The sequence below is a fragment of the Collimonas arenae genome, from assembly GCF_000786695.1.
GTDB classification, from domain to species: Bacteria; Pseudomonadota; Gammaproteobacteria; order Burkholderiales; family Burkholderiaceae_D; genus Collimonas; species Collimonas arenae_A.
The window spans coordinates 2,559,339-2,573,732 of sequence record NZ_CP009962.1 but is presented as its reverse complement, the minus strand read 5'-3'; the positions used below and the strand labels follow the sequence as shown (position 1 = coordinate 2,573,732).

The 14,394-nt window shown below is 55.3% G+C and carries 13 protein-coding genes and 1 tRNA gene; 4 read left to right on the top strand and 10 right to left on the bottom strand.

Features of this window, described 5'->3' with window-relative positions; all coding sequences use genetic code 11:
- The first annotated feature begins 12 nt into the window (after positions 1–12).
- Complete coding sequence (tssE, locus tag LT85_RS11455; protein WP_038488786.1) at positions 13–420, top strand: type VI secretion system baseplate subunit TssE; 408 nt, start codon at positions 13–15, stop codon at positions 418–420.
- A gap of 325 nt (positions 421–745) precedes the next feature.
- Here the strand turns inward: tssE and LT85_RS11450 are convergent.
- From LT85_RS11450 to cysS, 6 genes are all read right to left on the bottom strand, one after another.
- Positions 746–839: transfer RNA gene (locus tag LT85_RS11450), tRNA-Ser, on the bottom strand.
- Positions 840–1,036: 197 nt separating this feature from the next.
- Positions 1,037–2,287 carry an aspartate kinase gene (locus LT85_RS11445; RefSeq protein WP_038488783.1) on the bottom strand — a complete coding sequence of 417 codons (1,251 nt, stop codon included), beginning with the start codon at positions 2,285–2,287 and terminating at the stop codon, positions 1,037–1,039.
- Positions 2,288–2,409: 122 nt separating this feature from the next.
- Positions 2,410–3,840, bottom strand: coding sequence for a tRNA lysidine(34) synthetase TilS (gene tilS, locus LT85_RS11440; RefSeq protein ID WP_038488780.1), 1,431 nt, complete (start codon positions 3,838–3,840; stop codon positions 2,410–2,412).
- A gap of 5 nt (positions 3,841–3,845) precedes the next feature.
- The gene (locus LT85_RS11435; protein ID WP_038488777.1) at positions 3,846–4,820 is read right to left on the bottom strand and encodes an acetyl-CoA carboxylase carboxyltransferase subunit alpha; all 975 of its coding nucleotides are present in this window, start codon (positions 4,818–4,820) and stop codon (positions 3,846–3,848) included.
- Positions 4,821–4,917: 97 nt separating this feature from the next.
- Positions 4,918–5,583, bottom strand: coding sequence for a DNA-3-methyladenine glycosylase family protein (locus LT85_RS11430; RefSeq protein ID WP_038488774.1), 666 nt, complete (start codon positions 5,581–5,583; stop codon positions 4,918–4,920).
- A 4-nt stretch (positions 5,584–5,587) separates the two neighbouring features.
- Entirely contained in the window at positions 5,588–7,015 is a 1,428-nt protein-coding gene (cysS, locus tag LT85_RS11425; RefSeq protein WP_038488770.1) for a cysteine--tRNA ligase, read from the bottom strand.
- A gap of 357 nt (positions 7,016–7,372) precedes the next feature.
- Between cysS and LT85_RS11420 the strand changes: the two genes are divergently transcribed.
- The 3 genes from LT85_RS11420 (at position 7,373) to LT85_RS11410 (ending at position 9,358) form a co-directional block, all read left to right on the top strand.
- Positions 7,373–7,963: a peptidylprolyl isomerase gene (locus tag LT85_RS11420; protein WP_038488767.1), complete on the top strand. Its 591-nt coding sequence runs from the start codon at positions 7,373–7,375 to the stop codon at positions 7,961–7,963.
- A gap of 81 nt (positions 7,964–8,044) precedes the next feature.
- Positions 8,045–8,536: a peptidylprolyl isomerase gene (locus tag LT85_RS11415; protein ID WP_038488764.1), complete on the top strand. Its 492-nt coding sequence runs from the start codon at positions 8,045–8,047 to the stop codon at positions 8,534–8,536.
- Between the two features lie 30 nt (positions 8,537–8,566).
- Positions 8,567–9,358, top strand: coding sequence for a UDP-2,3-diacylglucosamine diphosphatase (locus tag LT85_RS11410; protein ID WP_038488760.1), 792 nt, complete (start codon positions 8,567–8,569; stop codon positions 9,356–9,358).
- A 41-nt stretch (positions 9,359–9,399) separates the two neighbouring features.
- Here the strand turns inward: LT85_RS11410 and LT85_RS11405 are convergent, their stop codons facing one another.
- From LT85_RS11405 to rnr, 4 genes are all read right to left on the bottom strand, one after another.
- Entirely contained in the window at positions 9,400–10,125 is a 726-nt protein-coding gene (locus LT85_RS11405; protein ID WP_052135090.1) for a YceH family protein, read from the bottom strand.
- 23 nt (positions 10,126–10,148) lie between these two features.
- Positions 10,149–10,898 carry a serine O-acetyltransferase gene (gene cysE, locus LT85_RS11400; RefSeq protein WP_038488757.1) on the bottom strand — a complete coding sequence of 250 codons (750 nt, stop codon included), beginning with the start codon at positions 10,896–10,898 and terminating at the stop codon, positions 10,149–10,151.
- A gap of 183 nt (positions 10,899–11,081) precedes the next feature.
- Complete coding sequence (gene rlmB / locus LT85_RS11395) at positions 11,082–11,825, bottom strand: 23S rRNA (guanosine(2251)-2'-O)-methyltransferase RlmB (RefSeq protein ID WP_038488753.1); 744 nt, start codon at positions 11,823–11,825, stop codon at positions 11,082–11,084.
- Positions 11,826–11,892: 67 nt separating this feature from the next.
- Positions 11,893–14,355, bottom strand: a complete 2,463-nt coding sequence (gene rnr / locus LT85_RS11390; RefSeq protein WP_038495906.1) for a ribonuclease R — start codon at positions 14,353–14,355, stop codon at positions 11,893–11,895.
- Between the last annotated feature and the right edge of the window lie 39 nt (positions 14,356–14,394).

The following is a 14,394-nucleotide window of genomic DNA, read 5'->3' as shown; positions in this document are numbered from 1 at the left end:
GGAGAACTGTATATGTCAACCGGACCTTCGCTATACGATAAGTTGCTAGGGCACATAGGCGATATTCCGCTGAATGCCTACGACGACAAGACGCTGGAAATCCTCAGCGTCATGGAAAACCTGCGGCGCATTCTCAATACCCGGGCCGGCTCGCTCAAGCATTTGCCGGATTTTGGTTTGCCGGACCTGACCAATGTCTACCGCAATCTGCCGGCATCTGCACATCAGCTCAAGAAAGAAATGGAAGCGACGCTGTTGATTTACGAACCGCGCATCAAAGGTATCGAGATCGACGTACTGCCGGCCGATCCGGGCATGGTTATCAGTTATTTGATGACCTGCCATCTGCGCAAGCGTGGATTGGTTCGTTTCGGCACCCACTTCGAGCCAGAGGGACGGACCTTACTGCAATTGCGGTGAATTCCTGGCGCTATGAATTTTGTTCGGCGAGTGCAAAGTTCGATCTGCAATTAATCAATGTGCCGAGAGCGCTGAAGACGGAGCCGCATGATTTCTCATATCAGCGCATCTCACGCATTGGTGCGATTCAAACGCCGATGAATTTAATGCAATTAAGCAATATTTTCTAAAAACCAACCAACTGCAATTTGGCATTATTGCAACGCTCAAAAATCACATGCTTGCGCATGTGGCCTGAGGAAGAAGGACAATTCTCCGTTAATTTGATAGTAGAAATGAAAAACCCCTTGATTCCATTACGAAATCAAGGGGTTATCACTAATCTTGGAGGAGGCGGTGGGAGTCGAACCCACGATACAGGTTTAAGCCCATATGCTTCCTTAGCAGGGAAGTGCCTTCGACCACTCGGCCACGCCTCCAAGCTTAAACGGCTTTTAGTAACGCCGCGTTAAGGACACGAATAATAACTTTTCATAGGGCATCGGTCAATAACGCTATGCCAAATTAACAGCTTTTTTTGAAAATTTTTTTAATACCTCTAAAAACCTGATGTGCGCCCCCTGACGTGCACCCCCACCTCAGGCCGCTCGACATGGTTTTGAGAGGCTCACACGATTTAAGCGCTTTCCAGTCCAAAAGCCTTATGCAGAGCGCGCACTGCCAGTTCCATGTACTTTTCATCGATCAGGACCGAGATCTTGATTTCGGAGGTCGAGATCATCTGGATATTGATGCCCTCTTCCGACAAAGTACGGAACATTTGCGATGCGATGCCGACATGACTGCGCATGCCCACGCCGACCACCGATACCTTGGAGACCTTGGCGTCGCCGGTGATGCTGGCTGCACCGATACTGGCCTTCACCTTCTCGTTGAGCACGTCCATCGCTTTGGCGTACTCGCCGCGCGGCACGGTGAATGTGAAGTCGGTTTTACCGTCGACCGACTGATTCTGGATAATCATGTCGACTTCGATATTGGCGTCGGCGACTGCGCCCAGAATCTGATAGGCGATACCAGGGCGGTCAGGCACGCCCAGCACGGTAATCTTGGTTTCGTCGCGATTAAACGCGATGCCGGTAATGGTGGCTTGTTCCATCTTGGTATCTTCCTCAAACGAAATCAGGGTGCCGGAAACTGCTTCTTCTTCCAGCGGCATTAAAGGGTCGGTCAGCGACGACAGCACGCGGGTAGGCATCTTGTAGTTGCCGGCGAATTCGACTGAACGAATCTGCAGCACTTTCGAGCCCAGCGACGCCATTTCCAGCATTTCTTCAAACGTCACCGTGTTCAGGCGGCGCGCGTCGGATACAACGCGCGGGTCGGTGGTATAGACGCCGTCAACGTCGGTGTAGATCAGGCACTCGGCAGCTTTCAATGCCGCGGCAACCGCCACCGCCGACGTATCGGAACCACCACGACCGAGCGTGGTGATATTGCCGGCCTCGTCGACGCCTTGGAAGCCGGTGATGATCACGACTTTGCCGGCATCCAGGTCTTGCCGTACTTTGGCGTCGTCAATCGAACGGATGCGCGCCTTGGTATGGGCCGAATCGGTCTTGATCGCGACTTGCCAGCCGGCGTAGGAGACCGCTTGCTTGCCGATGGCTTGCAGCGCCATTGCCAGCAACGCGACCGAAGCCTGCTCGCCGGTTGATGCCAGCATGTCAAGTTCGCGCGGATCAGGCTGTGCGCTAATTTCCTTTGCCAAGCCCAGGAGGCGGTTAGTTTCACCGGACATCGCGGAAGGCACCACGACGATTTGGTGGCCGGCGTCATGCCATTTGGCGACGCGTTTGGCGACATTCTTGATGCGCTCGGTCGAGCCCATCGAAGTGCCGCCGTATTTGTGGACGATTAAAGCCATAGGGATTTTTGGTGGGTGCTAGTAACGGGCGTAGTGCAGGAAAAATAAAAAATCAACCCTTTAATGTACCCGCTACAGCCCATTATGACAAGTGCGTTACCGGCAAGAATTCCAGATAGCGTCTATGCGTCAAACCGAATATCTTGACTCAAGGGCAATATATTCGATTCCCAACGCAAGCTAATGTGCGAACCGGGTTCAACCGCCAGCACATGGCAATCAAAACCAACACCGGATGCAAACACGATTTGCTTGCCGCTACGCACCAAGGGCAGCCGTTCACGCTCCCAGGGCGGTACGTCAAAGGCTTGATAATGATATTTCAACGCCTTGGTGGGCCGGTTGAAGGCCAGCTTGAGCTTTTCTCCGCCAGCGCGATATTGGATTTGCAAGGCTTGCTCGCGCAGCCATTCGGCTGCAACGCCCTGCTCCGCCGGCTCAAAATGCATGATGCCGCCAAATGCGGGAAAGGCGATTTCAGTTTCGCCGCTCCAGCGAAAATCCTGCGGCTCGATTTCAGAGCGATCGGTATCGTCGCGCGGCGTCAGGAATACGCGGTTGCGATGACGCCGGATATGGCAATCGGGATGGGTCACGCACAGTTGGGCGTCGGCTTTCGCCTCCAGCAATTGCTGGCGCATTTCACTCAACCAGGCGCTGGAAGGCATGCGCAGATGATGCAGGCCGAACCAGTAGCGCAACAGGTTATCGATACGCTCCGAGTTGAGTTGGCGCAGGCGATCCATATCGAGACAAGCGCCGTCGGCGCACAGGGCCATGTCTTGCGCCGCCAGCGAAACCAGCAATTTTTGCGTGGTCTGCATGTGCCCGGCGCTGCGCGAGAAACGCTCTTGAAAACCGGGAAAATATTGCGCCAGCACTGGCATCACTTGCTGGCGCAAGGCATTGCGGGCATAGCGAGGATCGTGATTCGATTCATCGTCGACATAAGCCAGCTGCTGTGCAGCGGCATATTCTTCCATCGCCGCGCGCGAGACTTTCAGCAGCGGACGCACCATCAGCAAGGTGGCATCACCAAGCAAGGTCGGCGCTGTATTCCAGCTATCCATACCGGACAAGCCAGCCGCGCCGGAGCCGCGCAACAATTGCAGCAGCACGGTTTCCGCCTGGTCATCCAGATGATGCGCAGTCAACAACAAAGGAATTTGATGCTGGCGGCACAAAGCGCCAAGCGCCGCGTAACGGCCAATTCGGGCAGCTTCTTCTACGCCGTTTTTATCGCTGTCATGCAGCGCAATGGTTTGTGCATGGAACTCAACGCCCAGCCGCGCGCAAGTCTCGGCGCAATGCGCCTGCCATTGATCCGCGTTGGGACTGATGCCGTGATGGATATGAAAAGCCAGCAGCTTGACGCCATGCGCAATGGCGTAACTTGCTGCCGCGTGCAGCAGGACGCTGGAATCGAGGCCGCCGCTGTAGGCAATCGCCAGTCTGGCTGGAACTTGGGGATCACCGGCAGCGCGCGTGACTGCCAGCGCCGCCAGTGTATTTTCTAAGTACGCGTAGATACTTGATGCATGAAGATTCGACACGAGAATTATTCAGCAGCCAGCACTTCCTTGAATTTACCGTAGCTCATCAGCTTTTCATGGCGTGCATGCAGCAAATCCTTGGTTTTGACGCCTTGGAACTGGCGCAAGGTATCGGCCAGTGCGCGCTTCAACAGCGACGCCATCTGTTTCGGATCGCGATGGGCGCCGCCCAAAGGCTCGCTGACAATCTTGTCGATCAAGCCAACTGCTTTCAGACGGTGCGCGGTCAGGCCCAATGCATCGGCCGCATCAGCCGCACGCTCGGCGGTTTTCCACAAAATCGACGCACAGCCTTCTGGCGAAATCACCGAATAAGTTGCGTATTGCAACATCAAGACCGCATCGCCAACCGCAATCGCCAGCGCGCCGCCGGAACCGCCTTCACCGATGATGGTGGCGATCAGCGGCACCTTCAATTCCGCCATGGCGTACAGGTTATGGCCGATCGCTTCCGACTGGCCGCGCTCTTCCGCATCGATGCCGGGGAAAGCGCCAGGGGTATCAACAAAGGTGAAAATCGGCAAGCCGAATTTTTCCGCGACTTTCATCAGGCGCAAGGCCTTGCGATAACCCTCAGGTTTCGGCATGCCGAAATTGCGCAAGGCGCGCTCTTTGGTATCGCGACCCTTTTGATGGCCGATCACCATGCAAGCCTGGCCGTTGAAACGCGCAAGGCCGCCGATGATAGACAGGTCATCTGCATAACTGCGGTCGCCGTGCAGCTCATGAAAATCGGTAAAAATTTCGTTCACATAGTCCATCGTGTATGGACGTTGCGGATGGCGCGAAATCTGCGAAACCTGCCACGGAGTCAACTTGGCGTAGATATCTTTGGTCAGTTGCTGGCTTTTTTTCGACAAACGGTCGATTTCTTCCGAAATATCGACGGCGGAATCGTCCTGGACGAAACGCAGCTCTTCGATTTTGGCATCCAGCTCGGCGATCGGTTGTTCGAAGCCCAGAAATGTTGTCTTACTCATATTATTCCTTTATTAAACCATCACTACTGACGCACTACCAGCTAACTCACGGACAAACCACAGCCCAGCAATGACTTGTCTTTTTGTCAGTCGCCTGCTACTCAGTAATGCCTTGATATTCTGTAGATACCGGATCCAGACTACGCCAAAGATACCACGTTGCCACGGTACGCCAGGGCTCCCAGTTTGCAGATACCTCGCGTGCATCGCTACGCGAAACCGGCTCGCCCGAAAAATAATTGACACTGATGCCTTTAAGCAACCCCGGGTCATCCAAAGGCAAAATATTGGGCCGGAGCAAATTAAATATCAAAAACATCTCCGCTGTCCAGCGTCCGATGCCTCTGATTTGCGTCAGATCGGCGATGACGTCCTCATCTTCCATCTCTTGCCATTGCTCGGCATCGACCCTTTTTGCCTTGAAATGATCAGCAAGATCAAGAATATAGTCTGCTTTACGTTTCGATAAACCGCAAGCCGCCAACTGTTCAGGGCCTGCTTTCAATACCTGCGCCGGCGTGGTCTTGGGACAAACCAGCAAGAGTTTCTGCCATACCGATTCTGCCGCCTTGACCGTAATCTGCTGCCCCACCACAGAACGCGCCAGCGTGGTAAACGCCTCGCCGCGGCCAACCAGATGCAGATCGCCAAACTGCGGAATCAATTTACGCATGATGCGGTCACGCTTCATCAACTCGGCCTTGGCGTCTTCCCAATACGAAGGCACAAAAAAGCTGGAGTCGGCAGCTATCGTTTTTTGCATAGGTTTACGCCCTTCGCCATTCGGTTTGACCGCCGGGCTTATCTTCCAGCAAAATGCCATCGGCCAATAAATCCTTGCGGATCTGATCGGCCGTAGAAAAATCCTTGGCTATTTTTGCTGCTTGACGAGCTTGAATTTTGAGTAGGATATCTTGCTCCGACAATGCCGCTTGCGCAATGCCATTTCCGTCAATTTCACCGCCTGCAGTTAAATTGCTGCGCCCCTTCAAAAAATCTTCCGGCGTGCGCTGCAGCAAACCGAGCGTGCCCGCCAGATGCTGCAACTGACGCGCAGCTGCTGCAGATTTATTTTTATTCACTTCGTTGGCCAGATCGAACAGACCGGAAATCGCCATCGGCGTATTGAAATCGTCATTCATGGCGGCAGCCAGCCGCTGTGCGTGAGCGTCATCCCAATCAAGCGGCAAGGTATCCGCCGGCACTTCCTTCAAGGCAGTATATAAACGCGTCAAGCCTTGCTTGGCGTCATCCAGATTGGTATCGGCATAATTCAGGGGGCTACGATAATGCGCGCGCAGAATAAAAAAGCGCACCACTTCAGCATCGTACTTTTTCAGGACATCGCGAATCGTGAAAAAATTTCCCAACGACTTCGACATCTTTTCATTGTCGATGCGGACAAAGCCGTTGTGCATCCAGTAATTGACAAACTGATGGCCATGCGCGCCTTCTGACTGCGCGATTTCATTTTCGTGATGCGGAAACTGCAAGTCCTGGCCGCCTCCGTGAATATCAAACTGCTCGCCCAGCAATTGTTCCGCCATTGCAGAGCATTCGATGTGCCAGCCAGGCCGCCCCTGGCCCCAGCGTGAAGTCCACTTGACCTCTTCCGGTTCGCTGGCCTTGGCGGCCTTCCACAAGACAAAGTCGAGCGGATCGCGCTTGCCGACGTTAACGTCAACCCGTTCGCCTGCCCGCAGATCGTCGAGCGATTTGCCCGACAATTTTCCGTAGCCGGAAAAGTCGCGTACCGAATAATTGACATCGCCGTCGCCGCCTTGATAAGCCAGCCCTTTGTGCTCGAGCTTCTCGATCAGGGCAAGCATCTGCGGCACAAATGCCGTCGCGCGTGGTTCGTGGTCAGGCTTTTGAACGCCGAGCGCCGCCGCATCTTCATCCATCGCCTGGATGAAACGGCCAGTCAGCTGAGAAATGGTCTCACCATTTTCCACCGCACGCTTGATGATTTTGTCGTCGATATCGGTGATGTTGCGCACATAAGTGACGTCAAAACCGGACTGCCGCAGCCAGCGTTGCACCATGTCGAACACCACCATGACGCGGCCGTGACCAAGATGGCAATAGTCGTACACCGTCATGCCGCATACGTACATGCGGACTTTGCCCGGTTCGATCGGAGAAAACGGCTGCTTCTCACGCGCCAGCGTGTTATATATTTTCAGGTCGCTCATGGGAAGATGCGGCAAGGGGTACAAAAATAAAATGAGGACTTACGCAAAACCCCGCCAACGGCGTTATGTCCAACCTTGCCGCCTTGCCGTACAGGTATCCTGTTGACGTTGGCGTGCCTTGCTGGCGAAATTTTGCGTCAGTCCTAACAATACAAAAATAAAGCACAGAAATATTGCATGCCGTTCCACGCATCCACGCACTTTCAGTACGCAACGCCAATACAACAAGGCCGTCAAAACTCTTTTGCAGTGTTTAGTTTGATAAAATGTTGCTTTTCGCCGCAGTATATCATTACTGAAAAGCGAAAATGCACCACTTGAAGTATGAAAACGGCACCCCTTACATGAAGGATTTTTATGACCGCACCTCTTGGTTTGTCCCGTCGCAAGTTCACTTTGGCGCTTGCATCGGCGTTAACAGCTGCCTCTTTAGCAGTCAACCCGGCGCTTGCCGGTGTTGTCGCCAAGCCGCATGTTTTGTTGAAAACCAATATGGGCGACATCGTCATTGAACTGAATCCGGAAAAAGCGCCAAAGACAGTCAATAACTTTTTAAGCTACGTCAACAGCGGCCATTATAACGGTACGATCTTCCATCGCGTGATCGACAACTTCATGATCCAGGGCGGCGGCATGAGCAAGGACATGGTTGAGAAGCCTGCTCCAAACAAGGTCGAGAACGAAGCAAAGAACGGCCTCAAGAATGTGCCATACAGTATTGCCATGGCGCGTACCGCAGATCCGCAATCGGCCGGCGCGCAGTTTTTCATCAACGTCAACAACAATGAATTCCTCAACTATCCAGGCCGCGACGGCTGGGGCTACGCGGTATTCGGCCGGGTTATCAAAGGCATGAACGTGGTCGACAAGATCAAGAAGGTTAAAACTGCCTATCAAGATGTGCCGACCACGCCGGTGATCATCGAATCCGCCACTGTGACTAAATAAATAATTTAAATAATTTAAATAATTTTCAGATTCTCTCTCTATCAACCCTTTCAACCCTCTCAACCATTTATAGGAAATACCATGGCTGTCATCCTCACCACCAACCACGGCAAGATCAAGATCGAACTGGACGCTGAAAAAGCACCGAAGAGCGTTGAAAACTTCCTGGCCTATGTTAACGCCGGCCATTACAACGGCACGATTTTTCACCGTGTGATTCCAGGCTTTATGGTGCAAGGCGGCGGTTTCGAGCCTGGCATGAAACAAAAACCGACCAACGATCCAGTTGAAAACGAAGCCAAGAACGGCCTCAAGAATGCGCCATACACCCTCGCAATGGCACGTACTTCGGCACCGCATTCGGCGTCGGCGCAGTTCTTCATCAACGTCAAGAACAACAGCTTCCTCGACTATCCTGGCCAGGACGGCTGGGGTTATTGCGTATTCGGCAAGGTAGTTGAAGGCATGGACATCGTCGACGCTATCGAGAAAGTCAAGACCACACGCAGCGGCATGTTCGCTGACGTACCGGAAACCGACGTCATCATCGAAAAAGCCGAAGTAGTCGCTTAACAGTTCCAGGCAACATCCTCCAGCCATCTTATGACAGCCACAGACTCGAACCCGCCAGCCGCTACCGTTGCGCTGTTTATCTCCGACCTGCATTTGCAGACGGCGCACCCGCGTACGACGCAGGCTTTCCTGGACTTCCTGCAAGTCCAGGCAAAGGCGGTGCAGCAACTGTATCTGCTAGGGGACCTGTTCGAGTACTGGGCTGGCGACGATGATCTGGAGACGCCCTACAACCATGAAATTGCCGAAGCCATCCGCCAGGTCAGCAACGGCGGCGTCCAGGTTTTCTGGGTCGCTGGCAATCGTGATTTCCTGGTGGGCGACAGCTTTGCCCAGGCAGCCGCTCTGACGATACTGCCAGACCCTTCGGTCATTACGGTAGCCGGTCGCCGCCTGACGGTCGCACATGGCGATGCGCAATGCACCGACGACCTGGCTTATATGGCTTTTCGGCAGCAGGTCCGGCAGCCTCAGTGGCAAGCGCAATTCCTGGCGCTGCCACTGGAGCAACGCAAGACGATCATCGCCGGCGTACGCAAGGAAAGCCAGCAAGAGCAGCGTCACAAATCGATGGAAATCATGGACGTCAACGCAGAGGCTGTGAACGCCCTGTTTGACGCCACTGGGACCGACACCTTGATTCACGGCCATACACACAGGCCTGCACGCCATCAAACCTCAATCGAAGGCGGCACCCGGACTCGCTATGTATTGCCGGATTGGGAATACGACGTCAAGACGCCACGCGGCGGCTGGATTGCCATTGATACGGCGGGCGTGATCCACCGCTTCGGCCCGGACGGCCAGGAGATCATTGATTAACGGCACGCAGGCAAACCGATCGGCAAGGCATCGAAGAAGGCTCAGTCAAACTGTCGCTTGAATTCGGCAAACTGCGCCGACAGATCTTCCATCTGTCGTTTTAGATTCACCACTTCACCTTCCAGCTGAGCGATGCGGTCCTGGCTGCCACTGCGCACCACCGAAGCACTACCCGATATCGCATCTGCCATCGCCTGTTGCTCCAGTATTTCTTCCCCAGCCAGCAAGTGAGCGTAACGCGATTCCTTGGTCCCGGGCGATTTCGCCAGACGCGCCACCAGCGGCGGATATTTGTCAGCCAGGAACTGCAAGGCGGTTTCGATCTCCCCTACGGATGCGAATTCATGGAGCCGGCCGCTGCGACTACGCAACTCGCCGGCGGTCTGCACGCCACGCAACATCAAGGTCGTCAGCGCCGCCAGCTTGTCTTGCTCAAGCACCCACTTGACGCGCATCCGATGTTCGTATTTGGAAACCCGCGCACCGGCCTGCTTCACCTCGACTACCAGCTTGCGTTGCATCAGGCGCTGCAAGATATCCAGGACGGTCGACTCGCTGATCGACATCACCGGATCGCGGCTGGACAGTTGGTTGCAGCCGTTGGTCAGGGTATTCAATGACAATGGATAGTTATCCGGCGTCAGCGCTTCTTTTTCAGCCAGAACCGCCAGCACGCGAATTTCAAATTGATCGAGAAAATCGTCGTTTTTCTTTGTAGCATCAACCGGCTCATCACCTGCTGAAATGGCATTCACGTCCTGATTCATTCGCACTCTCCTTGCACACGGCCTTACTCAACCAGTTTATTGAGTTGGTCCGGATCAAATTTTTCCAGCTCGGGCAGACTCTCGCAAGCCATCCCGGATTTCTTCAGCAGCGCAATGATGCGGTCGATCTGGTGCTCTTGCGCAGCGGCGTTATCGATCAGGCCATGCAGCGCCTTGGACAAGGGATCGTCGCCATTCGGCGTGACACCGTAGGCTGCAAACATCCGCGCCGCGGCCTCATCCTTGCCGCTGCCTGCTTCTTTCTGAACGATGCGTGCTGGATTGCCGACAGCCGTCGCGCCGGGCGGCACTTCCTTGACCACCACCGCGTTGGAGCCGACCTTGGCTCCCTCGCCGACGGTAAAGCCACCCAGCACTTTTGCGCCGGCGCCGATGATGGCGCCGCGCGCCAGCGTTGGATGACGCTTGGCGCCCTTGTTGAGCGATGTGCCGCCCAAGGTTACGCCTTGGTAGATGGTGCAATCGTCGCCGACTTCCGCGGTTTCGCCAATCACCACGCCGAAGCCGTGATCGATGAAAACACGGCGGCCGATAGTGGCGCCGGGATGGATTTCAATTCCGGTAAACATGCGCGCCACCTGCGAAATGAAACGCCCCGGCCATTTGAAACCGTTGTGCCAGCAATGGTGCGCCCAGCGATGCAGGATGATGGCGTGCAGCCCGGGATAACAAGTCAGCACTTCCCACTGCGTGCGGGCGGCGGGATCGCGCGCCATGATGTTGGCAATGTCTTCACGAATGCGGCTGAACATAAGGATATCGAATGAATGCGGAGGCGTAATGTTATTCCAAATTACGCCAGCCGTCTTTTACACAGGAACTTCGGGAACGGCCAATACCGCAGCGACCGGAAAGGTGGCTGGCCCTGCACCATCGTCGTACGACGACACGACGACGGTGCAGCAAAGCTCAGCACATTGAATGCAGAAGTAAAATCAACAACCCTTGACCATGCGCTGACGACGCGCTTCATACAGGCAGACGCCGGAAGCCACCGAAACGTTCAGACTTTCGACAGAACCGAACATCGGCACGTTGACCAGCACATCGCAGGTTTCACGCGTCAAACGGCGCATGCCCTCGCCTTCGGAGCCCATGACAATCGCTGCAGGGGTGGAGAAATCGGCTTCGTACAAGCCTTTTTCGCCATCTTCGTCGGTGCCGATCAACCAGATTTCCCGCTCTTTCAACTCACGCAAAGTACGCGCCAGATTGGTCACGGTAATATAAGGAACGGTTTCTGCCGCGCCGCTCGCCACCTTGGCGGCAGTGGCGTTCAGGCCAACGGCACGGTCTTTCGGGGCGATCACGGCATGCGCGCCGGCGCCGTCGGCTACCCGCAGGCAAGCACCCAGGTTATGCGGATCGGTAATGCCGTCGAGGATCAGCAGCAGCGGCGGCCCGACAATGGCGTCCAGCAACTCGTCCAGGTTACGCGCCAGCGACAGCTCGCCGGCCTTGGCGACAACGCCCTGGTGACGACGGGTGCCGACGATATTCGACAAGCGCTGGTCGTCCACAGGAATAACACGTACGCCAACGGCTTTCGCAGCCTGCAGCAAATCCTGCATGCGACGGTCGACGCGGCTGGCATCCACGTAAATCTCTTCCACCGACGATGCTTCATGACGCAAACGCGCGGTGACGGCGTGAAAACCGAAAATCATTTTACTTTTCATATTCTATCTATCTGTTTGAATCTAATTTGAATCTATATAAATCTAAAATCTAACTATGTGAGGCAATCTATCGCTTGCGCTTGCTGGACTTGGTGAACGCCTTTGGCGCCCGCGCCTTCTCCGCAGGACCGGCGGCCTTGACCTTCTTGGCTTTGGTCGCCCTACCTGCAGGCGTGGTTTTAGCAGCCGTCGTCACCCTCGCGGTTTTCTGGGGCGTGCCTTTGCCGCCAGCCTTGGGCTTGGCGCCACGGCCTTGTTCATTGTCCGCACGTCGCGCTTCGTTCTTGAGCACGGTTTTGATGCCTGGCTCGTTGACCAGACGCAAATCGATCTTGCGCGCATCCAGGTCGACCCGGCTGACTTGCACCGTAACCCGATCGGTAAGTTGGTAACGGATGCCAGTGCGTTCCCCGCGCAATTCATGGCGCGCCTCATCGTATTGGAAATAATCCGCGCCAAGTTCGGTCACATGCACCAGCCCCTCGATATACAAGGCATCCAGCTGGACAAAAATACCAAAAGTTGCAACACCGGAAATCACGCCAGTGAATTCCTCGCCCAGCTTGTCACGGATGAAATAACACTTGAGCCATGCTTCGACATCACGCGATGCTTCATCGGCGCGTCGCTCATTGGCAGAACAATGCACTCCAAGCGCTTCCCAGATCGCCAGGCTGCCCTCGTTTTTCTTCTTGCCTGCAGCCTTGTCTTCCGCCTGCTTCTTACGGCCGGCTGGCGACAGCATGGTGTTGAGCGCGCTGGTATCCATGCCCTTCGGCTCGTAACGCTTGCCTTGCAGGATGGCCTTGATCGTACGGTGCGTCAGCAAATCGGGATAACGGCGGATCGGGCTGGTGAAGTGCGCATACGACTCATACGACAAGCCGAAGTGACCAATGTTTTCCGGGTTGTAAACCGCTTGCTGCATCGAGCGCAGCATCATGGTTTGCAGCAGGATCGCGTCCGGCCGCGCCTTGATCTTCGGCATCAGCTCCGCGTAATCCGATGCGGACGGCGTATCGCCGCCACCCAGATTCAAGCCGACCTGCTTCAGGAAGGTGCGCAGTATGGTCAATTTTTCCTTGGTCGGATGCGCATGGATGCGGAACAGACCCGGATGCTTGTGACGCTCCATCAGATCGGCGGCGCAGACGTTGGCTGCCAGCATGCACTCTTCGATGACCTTGTGCGCATCGTTACGAGTGCGCGGCAGGATTTTTTCGATCTTGCCGGCGGCATTGCAGACGATGTAAGTCTCGGTGGTCTCGAAATCGATAGCACCGCGCGCCTGACGCGCTTGCAGCAACGCGTGGAACACTTCGTACAAATGCAGCAAATGCGGCACCAGACCCGGGCGTTTGGCCGCTTCCGGCCCTTTGGTGTTACCCAGAATCGCTGCAACTTCAGTGTAGGTGAGGCGTGCAGCGGAATGGATCACTGCAGGATAAAACTGGTAAGCCTTGATTTCGCCCTTGGCGCTGATCACGGCGTCGCACACCAGCGTCAAACGGTCGACATCCGGATTCAGTGAGCAGAGACCATTGGACAGCTTCTCCGGCAGCATAGGAATCACGCGACGCGGGAAGTAGACCGAGGTGCTGCGCTCCAGCGCATCGACGTCCAGCGCATCGTTCGGCTTGACGTAATGGCTGACGTCGGCAATCGCGACGATCAAGCGATAGCCGTTGGCGCGGCCGATCTTGACCGGCTCGCAATAAACGGCGTCATCGAAGTCGCGGGCATCTTCGCCATCAATCGTCACCAGCGGCACGTCGCGCAGATCGACGCGATCGGCCAGGTCGGCGGCACGCACTTCGCCCGGCAGCTTGGCGGCCAGCTTTTTTGCGGCTTCGGAAAATTCGTGGGGTACGCCGTACTTGCGTACTGCGATTTCGATTTCCATGCCCGGATCGTCGATATCGCCGAGAATTTCGACAATCTTGCCTACCGGCTGGGTAAAACGCGACGGTTGTTCGGTCAATTGCACGCTCACCACCTGGCCAGCCTTGGCCTTGCCTGGCGATCCGGCGAGAATGATGTCCTGGCTGATGCGCTTGTCTTCCGGCGCAATGACCCAAACCCCGTTTTCATTGAGCAAGCGACCAATGACGTGGGTATTGGCGCGCGAGACAACTTCGACAATCGTCCCTTCAGGACGACCGCGGCGGTCGGTGCCGATAATGCGGGCCTGGACACGGTCGCCATGCAGCACTTTCTGCATTTCTTTCTCAGGCAGGAACACGTCGTCGCCGCCGTCATCGGAGATCAAGAAACCGAAACCGTCGCGGTGACTGCTGACGCGGCCTTCGATAAAGCCCGGTGAATTGGTCAGTTTGTAGATGCCGGCGCGGTCAGGTTTGACCTGGCCATCGCGCTCCATGGCGTTCAGGCGGCGCGTCAAACCTTCCATTTCATCAGGTTTGACACTTAGTGCTGCTGCCAGAGCGGCGGCGTTTTGCGGCTCGGAAGAGGTCCGCAGAAGGCCGAGAATTTCCTCCCGGCTGGGGATTGTGTAGGAATATTGGCTCAAAAGGCTCTTCAACTGGTTGTTATTCATCGACGCTTAGTG